The 21,519-nt window shown below is 70.0% G+C and carries 16 protein-coding genes; 7 read left to right on the top strand and 9 right to left on the bottom strand.

Annotated elements, in window-relative coordinates:
• Positions 1–3 precede the first annotated feature (3 nt).
• Both AC07DI_RS00080 and AC07DI_RS00075 read right to left on the bottom strand, forming a co-directional pair.
• Positions 4–1,401: a sensor histidine kinase gene (locus AC07DI_RS00080; RefSeq protein WP_478901182.1), complete on the bottom strand. Its 1,398-nt coding sequence runs from the start codon at positions 1,399–1,401 to the stop codon at positions 4–6.
• Positions 1,398–2,141, bottom strand: coding sequence for a response regulator transcription factor (locus AC07DI_RS00075; protein WP_478901180.1), 744 nt, complete (start codon positions 2,139–2,141; stop codon positions 1,398–1,400). The genes AC07DI_RS00080 and AC07DI_RS00075 overlap by 4 nt, the downstream gene beginning before the upstream one ends.
• Positions 2,142–2,205: 64 nt before the next feature.
• Here AC07DI_RS00075 and AC07DI_RS00070 point away from each other — a divergent pair, with 64 nt between their 5' ends.
• Entirely contained in the window at positions 2,206–3,387 is a 1,182-nt protein-coding gene (locus tag AC07DI_RS00070) for a UDP-N-acetylglucosamine--N-acetylmuramyl-(pentapeptide) pyrophosphoryl-undecaprenol N-acetylglucosamine transferase (protein ID WP_384248820.1), read from the top strand.
• The gene (locus AC07DI_RS00065; protein WP_478901178.1) at positions 3,384–4,400 is read left to right on the top strand and encodes a GDP-mannose 4,6-dehydratase; all 1,017 of its coding nucleotides are present in this window, start codon (positions 3,384–3,386) and stop codon (positions 4,398–4,400) included. Before AC07DI_RS00070 ends, AC07DI_RS00065 begins: the two co-directional genes overlap by 4 nt.
• Here the strand turns inward: AC07DI_RS00065 and AC07DI_RS00060 are convergent.
• Positions 4,391–5,050 (bottom strand): TetR/AcrR family transcriptional regulator, encoded by a 660-nt coding sequence (locus tag AC07DI_RS00060; protein WP_384248814.1) that lies wholly within the window; start codon positions 5,048–5,050, stop codon positions 4,391–4,393. The two genes, AC07DI_RS00065 and AC07DI_RS00060, sit on opposite strands and share 10 nt — an antisense overlap.
• 326 nt (positions 5,051–5,376) lie before the next feature.
• On the opposite strand from AC07DI_RS00060, the gene AC07DI_RS00055 reads away from it, so the two are divergent.
• From AC07DI_RS00055 to AC07DI_RS00040, 4 genes are all read left to right on the top strand, one after another.
• Positions 5,377–6,363, top strand: a complete 987-nt coding sequence (locus AC07DI_RS00055; protein ID WP_384248812.1) for a tetratricopeptide repeat protein — start codon at positions 5,377–5,379, stop codon at positions 6,361–6,363.
• Between the two features lie 689 nt (positions 6,364–7,052).
• Positions 7,053–7,670 (top strand): DUF6230 family protein, encoded by a 618-nt coding sequence (locus tag AC07DI_RS00050; protein WP_384248810.1) that lies wholly within the window; start codon positions 7,053–7,055, stop codon positions 7,668–7,670.
• Between the two features lie 160 nt (positions 7,671–7,830).
• A complete protein-coding gene (locus tag AC07DI_RS00045) occupies positions 7,831–8,394 on the top strand; it encodes a DUF6114 domain-containing protein (RefSeq protein ID WP_384248807.1) in 564 nt (187 codons plus the stop codon).
• Entirely contained in the window at positions 8,384–9,850 is a 1,467-nt protein-coding gene (locus tag AC07DI_RS00040; RefSeq protein ID WP_478901175.1) for a hypothetical protein, read from the top strand. The genes AC07DI_RS00045 and AC07DI_RS00040 overlap by 11 nt, the downstream gene beginning before the upstream one ends.
• Before the next feature lie 117 nt (positions 9,851–9,967).
• Here the strand turns inward: AC07DI_RS00040 and pyk are convergent, their stop codons facing one another.
• The 3 genes from pyk to pta all read right to left on the bottom strand — a co-directional run bounded on the left by pyk (position 9,968) and on the right by pta (position 14,816).
• A complete protein-coding gene (gene pyk, locus AC07DI_RS00035; RefSeq protein WP_478901173.1) occupies positions 9,968–11,398 on the bottom strand; it encodes a pyruvate kinase in 1,431 nt (476 codons plus the stop codon).
• A 73-nt stretch (positions 11,399–11,471) separates the two neighbouring features.
• Positions 11,472–12,710: an acetate kinase gene (locus AC07DI_RS00030; RefSeq protein ID WP_384248800.1), complete on the bottom strand. Its 1,239-nt coding sequence runs from the start codon at positions 12,708–12,710 to the stop codon at positions 11,472–11,474.
• Between the two features lie 24 nt (positions 12,711–12,734).
• Positions 12,735–14,816 (bottom strand): phosphate acetyltransferase, encoded by a 2,082-nt coding sequence (gene pta, locus AC07DI_RS00025; protein WP_384248798.1) that lies wholly within the window; start codon positions 14,814–14,816, stop codon positions 12,735–12,737.
• A 371-nt stretch (positions 14,817–15,187) separates the two neighbouring features.
• On the opposite strand from pta, the gene AC07DI_RS00020 reads away from it, so the two are divergent.
• Positions 15,188–16,213 (top strand): ATP-dependent 6-phosphofructokinase, encoded by a 1,026-nt coding sequence (locus AC07DI_RS00020; protein ID WP_478901170.1) that lies wholly within the window; start codon positions 15,188–15,190, stop codon positions 16,211–16,213.
• Between the two features lie 132 nt (positions 16,214–16,345).
• Here AC07DI_RS00020 and AC07DI_RS00015 read toward each other — a convergent pair whose 3' ends face one another.
• From AC07DI_RS00015 to AC07DI_RS00005, 3 genes are all read right to left on the bottom strand, one after another.
• Positions 16,346–16,972, bottom strand: coding sequence for a helix-turn-helix domain-containing protein (locus AC07DI_RS00015; RefSeq protein WP_478901703.1), 627 nt, complete (start codon positions 16,970–16,972; stop codon positions 16,346–16,348).
• 175 nt (positions 16,973–17,147) lie between these two features.
• A complete protein-coding gene (locus AC07DI_RS00010) occupies positions 17,148–17,567 on the bottom strand; it encodes a DUF5959 family protein (protein ID WP_478901168.1) in 420 nt (139 codons plus the stop codon).
• Between the two features lie 40 nt (positions 17,568–17,607).
• Positions 17,608–21,405, bottom strand: coding sequence for a DUF6531 domain-containing protein (locus AC07DI_RS00005; RefSeq protein WP_478901166.1), 3,798 nt, complete (start codon positions 21,403–21,405; stop codon positions 17,608–17,610).
• Positions 21,406–21,519: the final 114 nt, after the last annotated feature.

The raw sequence follows: 21,519 nt of genomic DNA, 5'->3' as shown, positions 1-21,519 counted from the left end.
GGCCTACGCGGCAGGCAGGACGAGGCGGAACAGCGCGCCCCCGCCCGGCGCACGTTCCGCCGTCAGCTCCGCGCCGTGCGCGTGCGCGATCTGGCGGGCCATCGCGAGACCGAGCCCCGAGCCGGGCAGCGCGCGGGCCTTCTCGGCGCGGTAGAAGCGGTCGAAGACGTACGGCAGGTCCTCCTCCGTGATGCCCGGACCGTGATCGCGCACGGTCAGCGCGTCGGCCGTCAGCACGACCTCGACCGGGGCGCCCGGCGGGCTGAACTTCGCCGCGTTGTCCAGGAGATTGGTGAGCAGCCGCGAGAGCCGCGCCGCCACGCCCGGCACGCTGAGATCGGCCGCTTCCGGTGCCACCCGCAGCGTGAAGGGGACCGCGGGCCAGTGGCCGCGCGCCGCGTCCACCGCGTGGGCGGTCAACGGGGCGAGCCGTACCTCTTCGAGCAGCGGCTGCGGCTCCGACTCCCTGGCCAGTTCGATCAAGTCGTTGACCAGGCCTGTGACTTCGCGCAGCTGGCGGCCGAGCGCACCGGACGCGCGGTCGCGCTGGGCGTCGGTCAACAGCTCTGCCTTGGCGAGCAGTTCGGCGTTGGTGCGCAGCGCGGTGAGCGGGGTGCGCAGCTCGTGGGAGGCGTCGGCGACCAGGCGGCGCCGGGCCGCGACGGACTCCTCAAGCTCGGCGAGCATCGTGTTGAACGTCGCGGCGAGCCGGGTGACTTCGTCCTCGTGGGCCTCGCGCCCCGGCGGTCCTGGCGGCAGCTCGATGCGGTGGCGGGCGTCCCGGGTCGCCGCGATGCGCTCGGCCGTGGCGGTGAGGCGGGTGATCGGCGCCAGACCCGTGCGCGATACCCAGTAGCCGCCGACCGCGGAGAGCAGCACGCCCGCGCCGCCGACCGCCGCGAGGAGTGAGGCGGCCTGACGCACGCCACGCTCCGCGATGTCCGCGCGCAGGGCGACCTGCACGGCCTCACCCTTGCCGAAGGTGGTCGTGTACATCCGCCCCGGCTTGCCGCCGGGGAGCGTGAAGTTCGCGTAGTACGGGGCCTGCCGGCCGCCCGCGACCGCACGCGTCGGCCCCGTCACCGGCAGCAGGTACGGCTTCGCCGGGTCGTCCGCCGGGTCCGCGGGCACCACCTGCGAGCAGGCGGGCGCGCCCAGGAAGCGGCACTCGCCCGTCACGACACCCGGGCCCCCGGTGCGGTGCTGCTGGGCGATGAGCGTCGCCGACTGGGCGAGGTTCTGGTCCAGCTGCTGGTACAGCTTGAAGCGGATCACGAAGAACGCGGCGGCGCACACCCCGATCGCCACCACCGCGACGGCCGCCGCGGCCATCACCGCGAGGCGGGTGCGCAGCGGCCTGCGGCGACGCCAGCGCGCGCCGAGCCTGCGCCGCGCGCTCACGAGGAGCCGAGCCGGTAGCCGACGCCGTGCACCGTGTGGACCAGGCGCGACTCGCCGCCCGACTCCAGCTTCCGGCGCAGGTAACCCACGTACACGGCGAGGGAGTTGGAGTCGGGGCCGAAGTCCTGGCCCCACACCGCCTGCTGGATCAGCTCGCGCGGCAGGACCTGGCCCGCGTTGCGCAGGAGCAGTTCGAGCAGGACGGCCTCCGTGCGGCTGAACTCCACCCGGCGCCCGCCGCGGCGGCCGGTGCGCGTCGCGGGATCGAGGACGAGATCACCGTACGCGAGCTCGTCGCCGTCGTCCGCGGCCCGCTCCGGCGTCGCCCGCCGCAGCAGGGCCCGCACCCGGGCCACCAGCTCGTCCAGGGCGAACGGCTTGACCAGGTAGTCGTCGGCGCCCGCGTCAAGACCGTCGACGCGCTCGCTCACCGAGTCCAGGGCGGTCAGGACGAGGACCGGCGTGCGGTCGCCCGCGGCGCGCAGCCGACGGCAGACCGCGAGGCCGTCCATGACCGGCATCAGGACGTCGAGGACCACCAGGTCCGGCTGCCAGCGGGCGACCGCCGTCAGCGCCCGGTGGCCGTCGGCCGCGCCCCGCACCTGGTGGCCCTCGACCGTCAGGGCGTCCTCGACGGCGGCCCGCACCTCCGGGTCGTCGTCGACGACGAGGATCCGGTGCCGCGCGGCGTCGCCCGCGCCCGGCGGGCCGCCTTTGCTGGTCGCGCTCGTGAAGCTCATGGACCCAAGGTGCCAAACGCGGCTCTTAAAACCCTCTTAGACCCCCGCGTGAAGCTCCATTGCCATGCGAACCACTCACTCCGGCCGCGCCGCCGCCCCGGGCCGTGCCGGTCTCTCCGTCGTGATCGGCGCGGGCGGCACCGGTGGACACATCTATCCCGGTCTCGCCCTCGCCGACGCGCTGCGCCGGGCCGTGCCGGGCGCGGTCATCTCCTTCGTCGGCACCGAACGGGGCCTGGAGACCCGGCTGATACCGGACGCCGGGTACCGCCTGCACACCGTCGACATGATCCCCTTCGATCCGTCGCTCGGCGCCCGCCGCTACCTGCTCCCCGCGGCGCTGGTGAAGTCCGGCGCCCAGTGCAGGACCATCCTGCGTGAGCAGGGCGCGCAGGTCGCCGTCGGCATGGGCGGCTACCCGAGCGCCCCCGTCATCGTCGGTGCCCGCATGGCGGGCCTGCCGAGCCTCATCCACGAGTCCAACGCGGTGCCGGGCCGCGCCAACCGGTTCGCCGCCCGGCTCACCCCGAACATCGCGGTCGCCTTCGACCGCAGCCGCGCCCACCTGCCGGGCGGCGAGCGCGCGCACACCACCGGGATGCCGATCGCCGCGCCGCTCGCCGCGCTCGACCGGGCCGCGCTGCGCGGCGAGGCACGGCGCCACCTCGGCGTACCTGCCGGGGCCCGGCTCGTCCTCTTCAACGGCGGCAGCCTGGGGGCGGCCAGGCTGACCGGGGCGGCGGTCGGCCTCGCGGCGCGCTGGCGGCACCGCGCGGACGTACACCTCCTCATCAAGACGGGGCCCGCGGCCCTGGACGAGACCCGCGCCCGGCTCGTCTCCGAGGGCGGCGACGCCGTCGCCCGCGCCGTCCCCTACCTCGACCGCATGGACCTCTCCTACGCCGCCGCCGACCTCGTCGTCTGCCGCGCGGGATCCGCGACGGTCGCCGAACTGGCCGCCACCGGCGTCCCCGCCGTCCTCGTGCCCTACCCGCACGCCCCCGGCGACCACCAGACCCACAACGCCCGCGTCCTCTCCGACGCCGGCGCGGGCCTGCTGCTGCCCGACGCCGAGACCACGGCCGACCGCCTCGCCGGCCTGCTCGGGCCGCTGCTCGCCGACCCGGTGCGGCTCGCCGCGATGAGCGGCGCCGCGGACCCCGGGCCGCACGCCCGCGCCGCCGACCTGCTCGCCGAGCGGGTCCTCCGACTCGCCCACGTCACCCCTCACCTGGAGTACGCATGACCACGTCTTCCCCCGACCTCACCGGCTTCTCCTGGCAGGACCGCACGGTCCTGGTCACCGGCGCCGAGGGCTTCATCGGCTCGACACTCGTCGACCTGCTGCTCGACGCGGGCGCGAAGGTCCGCGCCTTCGTCCACTACAAGCCGTACGCGGAGAAGGGCCACCTCGCGCACCTCATCGGCGACCCGCGGGTCGAGATGATCGCGGGGGACGTACGGGACGCGGGGCGCGTGATGGACGCGGTCGACGGCTGCGACACGGTCTTCCACCTGGCCGCGCTGATCGGCATCCCGTACTCGTACGACTCTCCCGGCGCGTACGTCCAGACGAACGTCGTCGGCACGGAGAACGTCGCGGAGGCCTGCCGAAGGCACTCCGTGCGGCGGCTCGTCCACACCTCCACGAGCGAGGTGTACGGGACCGCGCTGACGGCGCCGATCAGCGAGTCCCACCCGCTTCAGCCGCAGTCGCCCTACTCCGCCTCGAAGATCGGCGCCGACATGATGGCGCTCTCCCACTGGCACGCCTTCGAGCTGCCGGTGACGGTGGTGCGGCCCTTCAACACGTACGGTCCGCGCCAGTCGGCCCGCGCCGTCATCCCCACGATCCTCGCCCAACTGCACGCGGGCGCGCGGGAGATCAAGCTGGGGTCGCTGACGCCCACGCGGGACTTCACGTACGTCACGGACACGGCGCGCGGCTTCATGGCGCTGGCGGTCGCCGACCGGGCGCTCGGCCACGCGGTCAACCTCGGTGTGGGCCGGGAGATCTCCATCGGTGACCTCGCGGAGGCGCTGATCGCGGCGTCGGGGCGAAAGGCGTCCGTGGTCGTCGACCCGGCGCGGCTCCGCCCTTCGGGGAGCGAGGTGGAGCGGCTCCTTTCGGACAACTCCCGGGCGCGGGAGTGGGCGGGGTGGATTCCTGAGGTCTCCCTCGCGGAGGGGCTCAAGCACACGTCGGCCTGGGTCGCCGAGAACCTGCGTCTGTTCGCGCCCGAGCGGTATCAGGTCTGAGTTTCAGCCGCGGGCCGTGGGGACTGTGCGGCTGCCGCCGCCAAGCCTCCCAGCAGCAGCAAGGTGAACCGCTGGGCCCACTCCTCGTCGACCGGCTCCGCGCTGACCAGCGCGCGGTGGACCACTGCCCCGGCGATCACGTCGAAGATGAGGTCGGCGGTGCGGCCCGCCGCGACCGCGTCGGGCTCCGGCGGGAGTTCGCCCCGCTCCTGCGCCCGCTTGCGCCCCGCGAGGACGAGCCGCTTCTGGCGGTCGACGATGGACGCCCGGATGCGGTCCCGCAGCGGCTCGTCCGTCGTCGACTCCGCCACCACCGCCATCAGCGCCGTCTTCGTCTCGGGGCGCCCGAGCAGCACAGCGAACTGCAGGACGACGCCCTCGATGTCGGCCGCGAGGCTGCCCCGGTCAGGCAGTTCCAGCTCGTCGAAGAGCTCGGCCACCGCGTCCACGACCAGCTCGCTCTTGCCCGCCCAGCGCCGGTAGAGGGTCGTCTTGGCGACGCCTGCGCGCGTCGCGACGGCGCCGAGCGTCAGCTTGGACCAGCCGAGCTCGACGAGGACCTGCCGGGTCGCCTCCAGGATCGCGGCGTCGGCGGTCGCGCTGCGGGGGCGGCCTCCGGTGCGGTTCGGAGGAGTGGTGCGGCTCTGCATGCCCGCGACCATACCGGCCAGTACGGAGCGGGCCGGGGTGCGGAGTGAGCGAGATCACCGGAGGGGGCGTACCGCGTCCCGGACGGGACAGTTACGCTACGACCCGTAGCGAAAGCTGATGAGCGCGGCGGACGGCACCACCCGACGCCCATGAGCGAGAGCCACGAGAGACAACCACGCAGCACGACCACGGCCCGGGGTGGGGACCCCGCGCCAACCGACGGTCCTCCTCGGGACCTTGGACCGTGCCCCCCCTGTGACCCCGCAATCCGGCGGGGGGTCACGGACGGGCGCGGTTCCCGCACGGGTTGGGGGAGGATGTACTCATGCAGCCACGGAACATGTCCATGAGCGGAGTCGTCGACCTCGCCGCGGTGAAGGCGGCCCAGGAGGCCAAGGCGAAGGCGGAGCAGGCGCGCGCCGAAGCGGCCAGGCAGGGCGGGGGTGCGGCGGGCGCCGCGATCTCCCCGGCCTCCCTCGTCATCGATGTCGACGAGGCCGGCTTCGAGCGCGAGGTCCTGCAGCGCTCCACCGAGGTCCCGGTCGTCATCGACTTCTGGGCCGAGTGGTGCGAGCCGTGCAAGCAGCTGAGCCCCGTCCTGGAGCGGCTCGCGCAGGAGTACAACGGCCGTTTCCTCCTCGCCAAGATCGATGTCGAAGCGAACCAGATGCTGATGCAGCAGTTCGGGGTCCAGGGGATCCCGGCTGTCTTCGCGGTGGTGGCCGGACAGGCCCTGCCCCTCTTCCAGGGCGCCGCCCCCGAGGCGCAGATCCGCCAGACCCTGGACCAGCTCATCCAGGTCGGCGAGGAGCGCTTCGGCCTGACCGGCCTCGCGGTCGACGCCGACGCGGGGGAGGGGCAGCAGGTGTCCGCCCCGGCCGAGGCGCCGCCCGGCCCTTACGACGCCCTGCTCGAAGCGGCCGTACGGGCCCTTGACGCGGGCGACCTGGCCGGTGCCGTACAGGCGTACAAGAACGTACTCAGTGACGATCCGGCCAATACGGAGGCGAAGCTCGGCCTCGCCCAGGCCGAACTGCTCCAGCGCGTGCAGGGACTTGACGCGCAGGCGGTCCGCAAGGACGCCGCCGACCGGCCCGCGGACGTGCGGGCGCAGATCGCCGCCGCCGACCTGGATCTGGTGGGCGGTCATGTCGAGGACGCCTTCGGGCGGCTCATCGACACGGTGCAGCGCTCGGCGGGTGACGACCGGGACGCCGCGCGCGTGCGGCTGCTGGAACTCTTCGAGGTGGTGGGCGCGGACGACCCGCGGGTGACGGCGGCGCGCACGGCGCTCGCACGGGTGCTCTTCTGACGTTCTCCTGACCGTACGCCGGCCTTCCGCCCGGCGTACGCCGGGCGTTTACCGGCCCTTCGGCTGACCAGTCCCTAAACGCAGGGGTCTGTGATGCCGGAGTGAAAAGTCTGTCCCCAGGACGCAACAGCGGCCGCACTTTGCCAAAACTTGGTAAAAGCGGCCGCTGTTACTGGGAGTAAGAGAACCGCTTCCTTCTGGGCGCATTCGCCCGACCCTGCCCCGTTCTGCTCCGACCCGCCCGGCCACCGTCCGTGGCCGACCGATACCGCGCGGTCGCGCTTCGGTTATCCGGCCGTTACTAGCCAGTAACGAACCCCCTTGTGCGGGGGCCGAGAATGCACCACGATCGGCGACGCTCGGTCCGATGACCCGCCAACCCGACAGCCAATCGGGAGCGGGCTTTCTGGGTCCCCACCGAGTAGGCCGGTGACGCCGTCGCCGGTCTGGACAGGGGGGTCTCTGCCGGTCCCGGCAGGGCCTGTCCGCGAGGTTGTGCGTGATGCGTCAGGCGCGACCAGTGGTTGTCGCTCGGGGGTGATCGCCGGTGCTGAGTGGTGCGGTTGCGCGCCTCCGATGCGGGCGCTCTCCTTCCCGAGGACGTAGCACTTCTCCCATCCCTGCCCGGCTGAGCCGCCCGAACGGGAGCAGTCAGGGCCGGAGATGTACGTCCGAGAAGGAGGAAAGTCATGGAATCCGTGGCTCGTGGCGGAACCAGATGGAAGCGGTTCGCCGTGGTCATGGTGCCGAGCGTCGCGGCTACTGCCGCGATAGGCGTCGCCCTGTCCCAGGGCGCGCTCGCGGCATCGTTCAGTGTGTCAGGGCAGCAGTTCAAGGTGACTGCCAAGGAGCTCAACGGTACGGGATTCGTCCAGTACGGAGCCCTGGACAGCGGTAAGTCGGGTCACCACCCGGTCGCCGTCGTCGGTCTCGAAGAGGCCACGATCACCAACCTCTGCCAGTCCGTGGTCGTGCCGGTCCCGGTCTTCGGCGATGTGTCGATGACCCTCAAGGCCGGTGGCGGGGGTGGCCCCAAGGTCAAGGCCAAGAAGCTCTACATCGACGCCGACGACCTGAAGGCCAATGCGACCTTCCACAAGGTCGACATCGGTGTCTCGGTCGACCAGACCACCAAGGGTCCCGGCCCGGCGAAGGGCGACAAGTACGCCCCGGACTCGTTCGCGCAGCAGGCGGAATCGGTGAAGTTCACCGATGTGAAGCAGCGTGCGTGGGCGACCACCGCCGGCACCTTCAAGCTCTCTGGCCTCGGTATGTCGGTCAAGAAGGGCAAGCACGAGTGCTACTAGGGCAGTTGATGCCCTAGCGGGTCGCATCGGGCGGCCCGGCGCGCACTCCGTGCGATGAGAACGGCCGGGCGCGGGGGCGCGACGGCACATACGGAGCCGTCCCCGTGCCCGACACCGCACGACACACAGAACCAACGCCATTCCCGAGGAGCTGTACGACATGAGCGCCGAAGCGCAAGTGGGACTGGGCGACAGGCTCGGCCGGATGCGCCGATCGTTCCGAGGGTGGCGCGGTCAGCGCCCGTTCTGGGGTGGTCTGCTGACACTTCTCGGCGGCATCCCGATCATGTACTTCCCGTACGCGAACCTCACGCTCGGCACGATGACGATCCGGATGGCGACCACCGCCGGTGCCGGCTCACTGATCATCGGCGTGCTGTTGGTCGTGCTCGGCCTGACCATGTGGTTCCAGCCGCACTCCCGGGTCTTCGCGGGTGTCGCGGCGATTCTGCTCGCCCTGGTCTCCCTGGTGGTCTCCAACTTCGGCGGCTTCGTCATCGGCTTCCTGCTCGCCCTGATCGGTGGCGCCCTCGGCGTCTCCTGGGCCGCCGCGAAGCCTGCCGGTGAGCCTGCCGAAGGACGTACGGCCAAGGACCCCGGCGGCTCCGACGGGGTCCCCGGGCCCACCGCCGCGGCCGGCGCGGGTGGGGTGAGCGGCGTACAGGACGATCTGTCAGGAACGAGCCCGACGAACGGGACGAACGGGAGGCACCGTGCCGGCTGACGAGGTGCACCACGAGGGCTTCGCGGGGGAGCCCCGTGCGAGAACCGGGCCGCGCCACGCGGCACCCAGGAAGCCGCTGCTCACCCGGTTGCAGGTGCCCGCGGGCAAGGCGATCGCCATCGCCGCCATGCCCACCGCCGTGCTCATGGGCATGGGGCTGACCCCGACGCTCGCGCAGGCCAAGCCGGGTGTCCCCGACAACCCCTTCCAGGACGGCCCGTGTGTCACGGCGCCGGACAAGGACGCCGAGCACGACGCGGAGAAGGACGCCGCGGACAAGGCGAAGGAAAAGGCGGCCGAGAAGGCCGCCAAGGACGCCAAGGATGCCAAGGACGCGGAGAAGGCCGAGGGATCGTCCGACAAGGACGAGACCAAGGGCGGGGCCGGGGACGCGGCGAAGGGCGGGACCGAGAAGGGCGACGCCAAGGAGCGGACTCCCTCTGCCCCGCCCTCCTCGGGCGCGAAGGCGGACCCGGACGACAAGGCCGGTACCACCGCCCCGTCCACCGGCGAGAGGGACGGCAAGGAGTCCGAGAAGTCCGGGACGTCCGCCGAGCCCACCGAGACCAGGAACCCCTGGGACCCGCTGGGTGTCGGCGATGCCCTCAAGGATGTCTTCACGCCCGACAAGGACAAGGCCGAGGACGAGGCCGACGCCGGGGACAAGTCCGGGGCCGAGGACGAGGACAAGTCCGGGGGCGAGGGCGCGAAGACGTCCGGTAGCCCGCAGCCGGACCCCTCCACCTCGAAGGAGAGCGGGTCCTCCAAGTCCTCCGGCTCGTCCAAGGACGCCGAGGACCCGGTCAAGGACGCGAAGGACAAGCTCACCGAGCCGGTCGAAGACACCGTCGACAAGCTCAAGGACAAGACCGGTAAGGCGGCCGACAAGGCGGCCGGGGACGCGGCGAAGGACAAGGCCGAAGGCAAGACCGGTGACGAGGCCGACGACCCGCCGGCACCGGACGAGAACGGCAAGAAGCCGTTCCCGTGCGTCGTCGAGAAGAAGGTCGACGGAAAGGCCGAGCAGCCGCCCGCGCCGATCCCGAACCAGCCGTGGAACCTGGAAGCCAGCTCGCTCACGCTCAAGGGCGCCGACTACCAGGGCGTCGTGAACCTGACGATGCCGAACGGCCGGAGCAAGCAGGCCCTGAAGTACGTCGTCCAGAACACCGACATCGGTGACCTGCACCAGATCGTCGAGGGCCCGGCCGGCAAGAAGTACCACGTCGAGGCGGCCAAGGGCTCCACGTCCACGATCCGGGGCGGGGAGACGACGATGTACACGGAGTCGATCTCGGGCAAGCTGTTCGGTCTGATCCCGATCACCTTCGACCCCGAGCACCCGCCGCCGCTGAACATCCCGCTGATCTACTTCACGGATGTGAAGGTGCAGCAGGCGGGCCAGTTCGGCGGGAACCTCACCATCCCCGGACTGCATCAGTCGATCACGGACTGAGCCGCACGCACGCACGCACGCGAGCTCGCACGCACGACAGACGCCGAGGGCGCCCCCTTCCAAAAGGGGGCGCCCTCAGTGCGTACGCCGGACGGGAACGGAACCCGGCCGCGACCGTCAGTCGCGGCCGCCGTTGCCCAGGTGGTGGACCCGCACCATGTTGGTGGTGCCGGGGACGCCGGGGGGCGAGCCCGCCGTGATGACGACCGTGTCGCCGTCGTTGAAGCGGTTCAGCTTGATCAGCTCGGCGTCGACGAGCTCGACCATCGCGTCGGTGTTGTCGACGTGCGGCACGACGTAGGTGTCCACGCCCCAGCTCAGCGTGAGCTGGTTGCGGGTCGCCTCGTCCGTGGTGAAGGCGAGGATCGGCTGGGCCGCGCGGTAGCGGGAGAGCCTGCGGGCCGTGTCGCCGGACTGGGTGAAGGCGACCAGTGCCTTGCCGCCGAGGAAGTCCGCGATCTCGGCGGCGGCACGGGCCACCGAACCGCCCTGCGTACGCGGCTTCTTGCCGGGCACGAGCGGCTGCAGGCCCTTGGAGAGCAGCTCCTCCTCGGCCGCGGTGACGATCTTCGACATCGTCTTGACGGTCTCGATCGGGTACGCGCCGACGCTGGACTCGGCCGACAGCATGACCGCGTCCGCACCGTCCAGGATCGCGTTGGCGACGTCGGACGCCTCGGCGCGCGTGGGGCGCGAGTTGGTGATCATCGACTCCATCATCTGGGTCGCGACGATCACCGGCTTGGCGTTGCGGCGGCACATCTCCACGAGGCGCTTCTGCACCATCGGGACCTTCTCGAGCGGGTACTCGACGGCCAGGTCGCCACGGGCCACCATCACGGCGTCGAACGCCGCGACGACGCCCTCCATGTTGGCGACGGCCTGCGGCTTCTCCACCTTGGCGATGACGGGGACCCGGCGGCCCTCCTCGTCCATCACCTTGTGGACGTCCTTGACGTCGCTCGCGTCGCGCACGAAGGAGAGGGCGACCATGTCGCAGCCCATCTTCAGGGCGAAGCGCAGGTCGTCGACGTCCTTCTCGGAGAGCGCGGGCACGTTCACGGCCGCGCCGGGCAGGTTGATGCCCTTGTGGTCGGAGATGACACCGCCCTCGACGACGATCGTCTTGACGCGCGGCCCGTCCACCTCGACGACGCGCAGTTCGACGTTGCCGTCGTTGATCAGGACCTGGTCACCCTTGGAGACGTCGCCCGGCAGGCCCTTGTAGGTCGTGCCGCAGATCGACTTGTCGCCGGGGACGTCCTCGGTGGTGATGGTGAACTCGTCACCGCGCACCAGCTCGACGGGGCCCTCGGCGAAGGTCTCCAGACGGATCTTCGGACCCTGCAGGTCGGCGAGGACGCCGATGGCACGGCCGGTCTTCGCGGCAGCCGCACGGACGCGGTCGTACCGCCCCTGGTGCTCGGCGTGCGTGCCGTGGCTGAAGTTGAATCGGGCCACGTTCATGCCGGCCTCGATCAGCGAGACGAGCTGCTCTTCGGAGTCGACGGCGGGGCCCAGCGTACAGACGATTTTGGAACGGCGCATGGGGCGATCCTATCGGTTTGTTTCGCTACGGAATATTCCGTCTGGCGGAATCTACAAATGGGCGGAAGTCCGCTCAGGCGTTGCGTTCTTCATCTCCGGCGTCGCGGTCATCGACCAACGCATACGTCTGAGCGGCGATCTCCAATTCTTCGTCGGTCGGCACCACGGCGACGGCGACGCGCGCGTACTCCGGCGAAATGAGCCGGGCTTCGTCGGAACGTACGGAATTGAGCGCCCCGTCGACCGCGAGGCCCAGCTCCTCCAGGCCCGCCACCGCCGCCTCGCGCACCGGCGCCGCGTTCTCGCCGACGCCCGCCGTGAAAACGACGGCGTCGACCCGGCCGAGTACCGCGTAATAGGCGCCGATGTACTTCTTCAGGCGATGGATGTAAATGTCGAAGGCGAGCGCCGCCTCCTCATCGCCCTCGTCGATCCGGCGCCGTATTTCCCGCATGTCGTTGTCGCCGCAGAGGCCGATCAGACCGCTCTTCTTGTTGAGCAGCTCATCGATGTCGTCGATCGACATTCCACCGACCCGGGCCAGATGGAAGATGACCGCCGGGTCCATATCACCGGAACGGGTACCCATCACGAGCCCCTCCAGTGGCGTGAGCCCCATCGAGGTGTCGACGCACTTCCCGCCCCGCACCGCGCTCGCCGAGGCGCCGTTGCCCAGGTGCAGCACGATGACGTTGACGTCCTCGGGGGCCTTGCCGAGCAGCTTCGCCGTGCGCCGCGAGACGTACGCGTGGGACGTGCCGTGGAAGCCGTAGCGCCGCACGCGGTGCTCGTCGGCGGTCTTCACGTCGATCGCGTAGCGCGCCGCGGACTCCGGCATCGTCGTGTGGAAGGCGGTGTCGAAGACGGCGACCTGCGGCAGGTCCGGGCGCATCGCCTGGGCGGTGCGGATGCCGGTGATGTTGGCCGGGTTGTGCAGGGGGGCCACCGGCACCAGGCGCTCGATCTCCGCGAGCACCTCGTCCGTGATGACCGTCGGCGCGGTGAACTTCAGGCCGCCGTGCACCACCCGGTGGCCGATCGCGGCCAGCTCGGGGGAGTCGAGGCCGAGCCCGTCGGCGGACAGCTCGCGGGCGACGGCCTTCAGCGCCGCCTCGTGGTCGGCGATGGGCTCCTCGCGCTCACGGCTCTCGGCGCCGCCGCCGGCCAGCGGGGTGTGCTTGAGCCGTGAGGTCTCCTCGCCGATCCGCTCGACCAGGCCGACGGCGAGGCGTGAGCTGTCGCGCATGTCGAGCAGCTGGTACTTCACCGACGACGAGCCGGAGTTGAGGACGAGTACGCGCGTGGCGGTCACTGGATGAGGCGCTTTCTGTGGGGGTTACGGGGTGGGCGTCTGGGCCTGGGCCTGGATGGCCGTGATGGCGACGGTGTTGACGATGTCCTGGACGAGCGCGCCCCGGGACAGGTCGTTGACCGGCTTGCGCAGGCCCTGCAGGACCGGCCCGACGGCGATCGCGCCGGCCGAGCGCTGCACGGCCTTGTAGGTGTTGTTGCCGGTGTTCAGGTCCGGGAAGATCAGCACGCTGGCCTGGCCCGCGACCTCGGAACCGGGCAGCTTGGTGGCCGCGACGGAGGGCTCCACGGCGGCGTCGTACTGGATCGGCCCCTCGATCTTGAGGTCGTCGCGGTGTTCCCGTACCAGCTCGGTCGCCTCGCGCACCTTGTCGACGTCGGCGCCCGAACCGGACGTGCCCGTCGAGTACGAGAGCATCGCGATCCGCGGCTCGACCCCGAACTGCCTGGCGGTGGCGGCCGCCTGGACGGCGATGTCCGCGAGCTGCTCGGCGTTCGGGTCGGGGTTGACCGCGCAGTCGCCGTACACGAGCACCTTGTCGGCGAGGCACATGAAGAAGACGGAGCTGACGATCGAGGCGTCCGGCTTCGTCTTGATGATCTCGAAGGCGGGCCGGATGGTCGCGGCCGTCGAGTGCACGGAGCCCGACACCATGCCGTCGGCGAGGCCCTCCTGGACCATCAGCGTGCCGAAGTAGTTCACGTCGGCCACCACGTCGTACGCGAGCTCGACGGTGACGCCCTTGTGGGCGCGCAGCTCCGCGTACTTGGCGGCGAAACGATCCCGCAGTTCGGAGGTCTGCGGGTCGATGAGCTCGGAGTCGGCGAGGTCGACGCTGAGGTCGGCGGCCTTCTTGCGGATCTGCTCGACCGGGCCGAGCAGTGTCAGGTCGCAGACGTCGCGGCGCAGGAGTACGTCGGCGGCGCGCAGCACCCGCTCCTCGGTGCCCTCGGGCAGCACGACGCGGCGCCGGTCGGCGCGGGCCCGCTCCAGGAGCTTGTGCTCGAACATCATCGGCGTGACGCGGTCGCTGCTCGGCGCCGAGACGCGCCTGCTGAGGTCCGCGGTGTCGACGTACCGCTCGAAGAGGCCGAGGGCGGTCTCCGCCTTGCGGGGCGTGGCCGCGTTCAGCTTCCCTTCGAGCGCGAAGAGCTCGGCCGCCGTGGGGAAGGACCCGCCGGAGACCGCGATCACCGGCGTGCCGGGCGCGAGGCGGTCGGCGAGGGTGAGGATCTCCGGGCCCGGCTGCTCGTTCAGGGTCAGCAGGACGCCCGCTATGGGCGGCGTACCGGCGCTGTGCGCGGCGAGCGAGCCCACCACGAGGTCGGCGCGGTCGCCGGGGGTGACCACGAGACAGCCCGGCGTCAGGGCGTTCAGGAAGTTCGGCAGCATGGCGCCGCCGAAGACGAAGTCCAGGGCGTCGCGCGCGAGCCCCGAGTCGTCGCCGAGCAGCACCCGGCCGCCGAGGGCGTGCGTGATCTGCGCGACGGTGGGCGCGGAGAGCGCGGCCTCGTCCGGCAGCACGTGGCACGGCACGGGCAGGCCGGCCTTCAGCCGCTCGTGGATCTCGTCGCGGTCGGCCGGGGCGACCCGGTTGGTGATCATCGCGAGGACGTCGCAGCCGAGCGACTCGTACGCCCGGTACGCGTTGCGCGTCTCGGCGCGCACCGACTCGGCGGTCTGGTTCTTGCCGCCGACCACGGGGAGCACGGAGGCGCCGAACTCGTTGGCGAGGCGGGCGTTGAGCGAGAGCTCGTCGGGCAGCTGGGTGGCGGCGAAGTCCGTGCCGAGCACGAGAACGACTTCATAGTCCCTCGCGACCCGGTGGAACCGGTCGACGAGCCGCGAGACCAGTTCGTCGGTGCCCTGCTCGGCCTGGAGCGCCGACGCCTCGTGGTAGTCCATGCCGTACACGGTCGAGGCGTCCTGCGAGAGGCGGTAGCGGGCCCGCAGCAGGTCGAAGAGGCGGTCCGGGCCGTCGTGGACGAGCGGCCTGAAGACGCCGACCCGGTCGACCTGGCGGGTGAGGAGCTCCATGACTCCCAGTTCGACGACCTGGCGACCGTCGCCCCGGTCGATCCCGGTCACGTACACGCTGCGCGTCACGCGTGGTCTCCCCTTCTTTGCATTCCTGGCCTTCTTCGCATTCCTGGCTGTCGGCGCTGTCGGCGCTGTCGGCGCAGTCGGCGCTGTCGGCGCTGTCCGTCCGCGGCCCCGGCGTGGGCGCCGGGCGAGCTGGACAAAGTACCCGATATCGCGGCTGTGTCCTCTTGACAATACCTCTGCGGCTGGCTAAGCCGCCCCCGGACGAAAGGCCCCGCGAGGCCGGTACGAAGGTCCCGTCAAGGTCCCTGCCCAGTCCCTGCCCCCGCATCGCACAGACATCCGTCGCACATCCGTGAGCGGCAGCCCCCTGGTGGCCGTGGAACAATCGGACCGGCTCACAAGTACCAGCAGCGAGCAGGAGACACAGCGCGATGCGTATCGGAATTCTCACCGCGGGCGGCGACTGCCCCGGCCTCAACGCAGTGATCCGGTCGGTCGTGCACCGTGCCGTGACGCACTACGGCGACGAGGTCATCGGCTTCGAGGACGGCTACGCGGGCCTGCTCGACGGGCGCTACCGCGCGCTCGACCTCAACGCCGTCAGCGGCATCCTGGCCCGCGGCGGAACGATCCTCGGCTCCTCCCGCCTCGAACGCGCCCGCTTCCGCGCGGCCTGCGACAACGCCAAGGAGCTGATCGAGCGCAGCGGCTTCGACGCGCTCATCCCGATCGGCGGCGAGGGCACGCTGACGGCGGCCCGCATGCTGTCGGACGCGGGCGTACCGGTGGTCGGCGTCCCCAAGACCATCGACAACGACATCTCCTCCACGGACCGCACCTTCGGCTTCGACACGGCCGTCGGCGTTGCCACGGAGGCGATGGACCGCCTCAAGACCACCGCCGAGTCGCACCAGCGCGTGATGGTGGTCGAGGTCATGGGCCGCCACGCCGGGTGGATCGCCCTGGAGTCGGGCATGGCGGGCGGCGCGCACGGCATCTGCCTGCCGGAACGCCCCTTCGACCCTGCCGACCTGGTCGCCCTCGTCGAGGAGCGCTTCTCGCGCGGCAAGAAGTTCGCGGTGATCTGCGTCGCCGAGGGCGCGCACCCGCAGGACGGCACGATGAACTACGGCAAGGGCGCGATCGACCAGTTCGGCCACGAGCGCTTCCAGGGCATCGGCACGGCCCTCGCGTACGAGCTGGAGGCCCGCCTCGGCAAGGAGGCCAAGCCGGTCATCCTCGGCCACGTCCAGCGCGGCGGCACCCCCACCGCGTACGACCGCGTGCTCGCGACCCGCTTCGGCTGGCACGCGGTGGAGGCGGTGCACCGCGGCGAGTACGGCAGGATGACGGCGCTGCGCGGCACGGACATCACGATGGTGCCGCTCGCGGAGGCGGTGACGGCGCTGAAGACGGTCCCGAAGGACCGGATGGACGAGGCGGAGTCGGTCTTCTAGCGGACTCGGCCTTCTAGCGAACTCGGACGTCTGGCGGACTCGGACGTCTAGCGAACTCGGACGTCTGGCGGACTCGGCCTTCTTGTGGAATCGGTCGTCCAGTGGACTTGGTCGTCTAGTGCTATCGGTCCTCTAGTGGCCGGGGCGGACGACCGACCAGAAATGTTCGAGGATCCGTTCGAGGAAGTCCCGCCCGGCCTCCCCGGACGCGTCGGAACCGGCCCCGCCGCCCCAGCTCAGCGTGCGCGTCATCCGTGACTGGTAGTCGTCGTGCATCTGCCGCAGCACGCCCTCGACCTGCCGCTTCTCCAGGGGCAGCAGCTTGCTCACGGGCCGCACGTACCCCTGCCACCGGGTGGTGACGGCGCTGCGCAGCAGCTCGGCGAGGGCGTCGGCGCGCCCGGTGACGGTGACGAAGTCGGGCGGGGCCAGCTCGAGGACCCGGGCGAGGGCGGCGGACTGCCGTTCGTTGCCGCGCCAGGTGCCGGTCTCCTCCATGCGCAGATACGCCTGGATCTCGACGCCGGCTTCCCGCGCGACATCCTCCGGCGCGAGCCCGCGCGCGACCCGGTGCTCGCGCAGGGTCCGAGCGGCGCCCATGAGCTCCCCCGGCGAGCACCACAGGGTCGCCGCCAGCGCGGCGAGCTCGGCGGAACTGGGCGAGGCGAGCCCACGCTCCCAGGCGGCGACGGTGTCGGCGGTGACGTACGTGAGTCCATAACTGGCCCGCAGCCCGTAGGCGACGTGCCCGTGGGCCATCCCCAGCGCCTCCCGCAGGCGCCGGGCGGCGGGGAAATTGAAAGGCGGCGTGGGCCGGTGCGGCGGCTGACTGGCTTGGCTCGATTGCACGGGCACACCGTAGGCGCCGGTGGGGGTGGTGACTACGGTGTGTTTCTACGAGGTTGCGGATTGGTGGGAAGGTACGGGGCGCCGATTACTCCAGTGACCACGAGCCGAGTACCTGGCGGAGGCGTGTCCGGTGGTGGGAGACCCATTCGTCCGGTAGGTCGACGGGCACGCGGACGGTCACCATGGAGATCGTGGTGTCCTTGATCAGCACCTCGGGGCAGTCGTGCTCGCCTGCCAGCTGCAGAGAGAGCGTGGGCCCGCTCTCCGCCGTCATCCACCCGGCATCCTCCCCGGCTTCGAGCCGGTCCAGGACTTGGCTCCACTGACTGAGCCTCGCGGACCAAAGGGCGAGGTCGAGACGGCCGCGGACAAAGGGCGTTTCGACGGAGATCTCCGCTGTGAGCATGTCCGACTGCCCCGGATATCTCCCCAGAACCGTGACGCGCACGCTGTTGCCCTCCTCGTCGGCGAGCAGGATGAGGTCGGCGGGGTTGTTGTCGGTCATGGCCCTCCTTGGCCGATGGTTCTGTGGAAATTATGCGGAACTACATATTGGGAATTCTGTCCCTGAAGGACCAGCCGAAATCGTCCACGGCTTCGATGAGGACGTGACTCGGAATGTCTCCTCCGTTGGCGTACTCCGGTGTCACGCTCATGATGACTTTGTTCCCGCTTGCTCTCACATGGTCGGCGATTTGCCCTTCGGCCTTGCTGATGACGTCGTTGTTCTGCACCTTGTCCTGGGTGACGATGTTCCTCATGTCTCTGCCGTCACCGCCGAACTGCTTGCCAATCAGGTGTCCGCGCGAGTGGTTGGAATTGGCGACGAACCCCGGTGGCGCGTACCGGCGCCCACGTCCGGGCTCGCTGCCGATGAGGTTGTTGGCTGCGTCGTCCAGGGTCTGCGGCGTCACTTCCGCGTAGGCAGGGCCTCTTTGACCGTTGGCTGCGATCTCGCTGTAGTACGGCGAGAGGCCCAGCGGATCGATCCCGGTATGCGGGTTGTGGACATAGGTGGCCGGGTTGGGCGCCGGGGCGAGCCCGAGAGGGTCCTGCGTGAGGTAGCGGCCCGTCTCGGGATCGTAATGCCGGAAGTAATTGTAGTGCAGCCCGGTTTCTGGATCGAAGTACTGCCCCGGGAAGCGGATCGGGGTATAGGCAGTTGCGTCGGAATTCCAAGCGGTGGAGCCCCACAGGGTGGCGCGCGTGCGCCATGCCATGTCGCCGTGCTCGTCGACCAGCTCGGTAGGGGTGCCGACGAGATCGGTGACGATGCAGAAGAAGCGCGAGTCGATCTCGTCCTGCGGTTGTTTCGTGGCAGTGATGCGTTCAGTTTGCGTGATCGGGTGGAATCCGTCGTGGTCCCAGGTGAGCGTCACATCATGAGAAAGCGACCGTGCTCGTGTCGTCTGCTCGCAGAGCGTCACACCGTCCCAGGTGAAAAGGACCTCCTCATCGACGGTTTGACCATCGGCAGCCAGGCGCTCTTTCGCGATGCGGCGGCCGAGGGGGTCGTACCGATAGCGCCAGACCGTTCCGTCCGGTGTCGTGACAGAGGACAGTCGGTCTTCCGGATCCCATATGTAGCGCCAGGTGTCCGGCTTGCGTGACATCCGTGCTTTCTGGCGCAGCACTGTTCGGCCCAGAGCGTCGTGCTCATAGCGCGTACGGCCTGCACGAACGATGTGAGTGCCCGAGTAGACGCGGGTCCCGTCGGCGTCGTCGCCGGGGTGGCCGTCAGGCCAGGAAGCAAAGGTTTGATTGCCCACCTCGTCATAGGCGTATTGCTCGTTCCAGTTGTCGGCGCACACGGCGGTGACCCGGCCTGCCGTATCGAGGTCGAACCTGCGGCTACCGCGCAGTTGGTCATCGACACCAAGGAGATTGCCGGCCTCGCCATAGGAGAAGGCGCGATGTTGCACGCGGCGGTCGGCTGCCTCCAGCGACTGGGCGCTCAGGCGGCCTACCTCGTCGAAGACATGCGTCAGCGTGACGTCGTCGCCGAAGCGCCGGACAGCTTCCCGCCCGGACCAGTCGTGCTCGAATCGGAGCGTCCGACCTGACGCGTTGAGCTCTGTCCGGTTGCCCGCAGCGTCATAGGTCCACCTGGTCACTGCTCCGGAGGGAGTGGTGCGTCGGACGAGGCGCCCCAGAACATCGTGCTGATACAGCACATGGCGGCCGTTGACAGTCTCACGTGTGAGCGATCCGGTGCTGTCACGGTGCAGGGAGAGCGTGGCATCCGGCCCGGTAGCACCGGTCAGCCGCTGGTTGAGGTCGTACGTGAAGTGCGTGACGCTACTGCCCGTCGTCTTGCGGGTGAGGTTGCCGACCGCGTCATGCTCGTAACGCGTGGTGTGTCCAAGGGCGTCGGTCCGCGAGGCGAGGCGGCCCACGGCATCGTGGGCGTACGTCACATTGCGGCCGTCGAAGTCCGTCTCGGAGACGAGGCGGCCTGCCGCGTCATGCCGGTAGGTCCAGGCCAGCCCTTGGGGATTGGTGACCTGGACAAGCCGCAGCCCCGGGTCGTGGCTGAATTCGTACCGCACACCGTCCGGGCCGATTCGAGCGGACTGGAGGTCGAAGTGGGTGTACTCGAAGCGGGTCACGGCGCCCGTGGGTGTCGTGTGGCTTGTGCAGTTGCCCTCACCGTCGTACGTCCACCTTTCGGTGGCTCCGTCGGGCGTGATGCGCGAGAGGAGTCGGCCCTCGACCGTCCAGGCCAGGCGTGTGGTGTTCCCCAGAGGATCGGTGTAAGCGACGATACGGCCGAAGGTGTCACGTTCCCAGGAAGTGACTGCACCGAGCGGATCGGTCATGGAAACGGGGAGCCCCGCCGCGTTGCAGCGCACCGACCGGGCATTCCCCAGAGCGTCCGTCACCCTGGTGACATGGCCGGCGGCGTCGTAAGTGAATCGAGTGGTGGCTCCCGCGGGGTTGGTCATGGAGATGCAGTTGCCGCGGTTGTCGTACTCCCGGTGCCAACTGCCGCCGTCCGGCCCGCTGAGAATTACAGGTGCGCCTTCGGCGCTATAGACGAAGCGGAGGACGGCGCCGTCAGGCCGCCGGATCTCCGTGGGATGGCCGTTCCCGTCATGGGCGAAGTGCGTCGTGTGCCCCGCCTGGTCCGTTATTGCGACGATGTGATGGTGTGCGTCGTATGCGGTGCGAGTGACGCCGCCCAACGCGTCGATCTCCGCCACGACTTGGCTTCTGTCATTGATGACGAAGCGTGACACCGCGCCTTCGGCAGTGGTCAGTGTGGTGACGCGGCAGTCGGGCCAGGCAGGGTCCGTACCGTCGTATTCCAGGGCGATGGTGATGTGACCGGCTTCCCCTCCTTCAGCGATGCACCGGTGATGCCGGTCGTATGTGTAGTCGTAACGGCGGGCGTTCGTGTCCGTCCACGACGTGACTCGCAGGTGCTCGTCATAGGTGAACCGAAGCGGCTGACCGGAGGAGTTGATCACCTCGGTCAGGTTGCCGTCCGTGTACCGGAACGACTTGATGGGGACGTCCGAGCCGTCCTCGGCCCCGCCTGCGAGGCTCAAGGCCGTCACGCGTTCCTCGTTCACGGTGAGGACGAGGCGATAACCGCCGGAGTGACGAATGGCGTGAGGAGCGCCGTCGGGAGCGTATTCGACCTCGATGGTGTTGCCGTTGCGGTCTGCGATGCGTTGCAGCAGGGCCAGCCCGTCAACGGGGGCACCGAAGTGGCGGATGTGTCCGGTCGCGGGATCGCCGATCTCGTAGCCACCATCGACGAGGCATGTCAGTGGCCAGCGGGGGCCGGAATCCGGCAGGACGGGTTCGCTCGGCGCTTCAGGGAAGGGGTAAGGGAGAAGCAGGCCGTCCTCGGTGACGAAGACGATGCCTTGTTCGTCGATTTCAAGACGCTGGTCGATAGTGGATGCCCACGTGGGGCCGAACCACCATCCTGAACGATATTGCGAGGCCAGCCGTCGCGTGAAGTGCAGCGGCAGATCGCCCGGCAGAGTGATGTCGGTCTGTGGCAGGAACATCTCTCCAGTGGCCATGTCCACCGGATCGCTCCCCTTGGACCGCACGACGCTCTTGACCCGGTTGTAGGCACCCTTCGCCCCGTCCTTGAGCGCGGTGCGGGCCGACTTGAATCCCTTGAGCCCGCCCTTGAGTCCCTTCAACCCCTTGCCGAGTTTCGCGGCGGTGGTAAGGCCCTTCATGCCCGGTACGCAGTCCAGTGCCGCGAAAGCGACATCCATCAGGCCTGCTTGGCCTTTTGCGTACTTACTGAGGGTATCGGCCAGTACGATGGCGCCGGCGACGATGACGATGGCAGCCAGGATTGGCCCGCCGATGATCATCGCGATGACGCCGACGACCGCGACGACGACCTTGCAGACGGCGACGATGGTGTCCCAGTTGTCGGAGACCCAGTCGCCGATCTCCTCCCACCAGTGCCGGTTCCGGATACCGGC

This window comes from Streptomyces sp. NPDC044106, from assembly GCF_056433985.1.
Note: the sequence above shows the minus strand (reverse complement) of the source record. Positions and strands in the feature narration are given on the sequence as shown.

Bases quoted from the DNA above. Each gene is read 5' to 3' on its own strand.
- AC07DI_RS00075 (WP_478901180.1), bottom strand. From the start codon at position 2,141: ATGAGCTTCACGAGCGCGACCAGCAAAGGCGGCCCGCCGGGCGCGGGC.
- AC07DI_RS00070 (WP_384248820.1), top strand. From the start codon at position 2,206: ATGCGAACCACTCACTCCGGCCGCGCCGCCGCCCCGGGCCGTGCCGGT.
- AC07DI_RS00065 (WP_478901178.1), top strand. From the start codon at position 3,384: ATGACCACGTCTTCCCCCGACCTCACCGGCTTCTCCTGGCAGGACCGC.
- AC07DI_RS00060 (WP_384248814.1), bottom strand. From the start codon at position 5,050: ATGCAGAGCCGCACCACTCCTCCGAACCGCACCGGAGGCCGCCCCCGC.
- AC07DI_RS00055 (WP_384248812.1), top strand. From the start codon at position 5,377: ATGCAGCCACGGAACATGTCCATGAGCGGAGTCGTCGACCTCGCCGCG.
- AC07DI_RS00050 (WP_384248810.1), top strand. From the start codon at position 7,053: ATGGAATCCGTGGCTCGTGGCGGAACCAGATGGAAGCGGTTCGCCGTG.
- AC07DI_RS00045 (WP_384248807.1), top strand. From the start codon at position 7,831: ATGAGCGCCGAAGCGCAAGTGGGACTGGGCGACAGGCTCGGCCGGATG.
- pyk (WP_478901173.1), bottom strand. From the start codon at position 11,398: ATGCGCCGTTCCAAAATCGTCTGTACGCTGGGCCCCGCCGTCGACTCC.
- AC07DI_RS00020 (WP_478901170.1), top strand. From the start codon at position 15,188: ATGCGTATCGGAATTCTCACCGCGGGCGGCGACTGCCCCGGCCTCAAC.
- AC07DI_RS00015 (WP_478901703.1), bottom strand. From the start codon at position 16,972: ATGGCCCACGGGCACGTCGCCTACGGGCTGCGGGCCAGTTATGGACTC.
- AC07DI_RS00010 (WP_478901168.1), bottom strand. From the start codon at position 17,567: ATGACCGACAACAACCCCGCCGACCTCATCCTGCTCGCCGACGAGGAG.
- AC07DI_RS00005 (WP_478901166.1), bottom strand. From the start codon at position 21,405: ATGATCATCGGCGGGCCAATCCTGGCTGCCATCGTCATCGTCGCCGGC.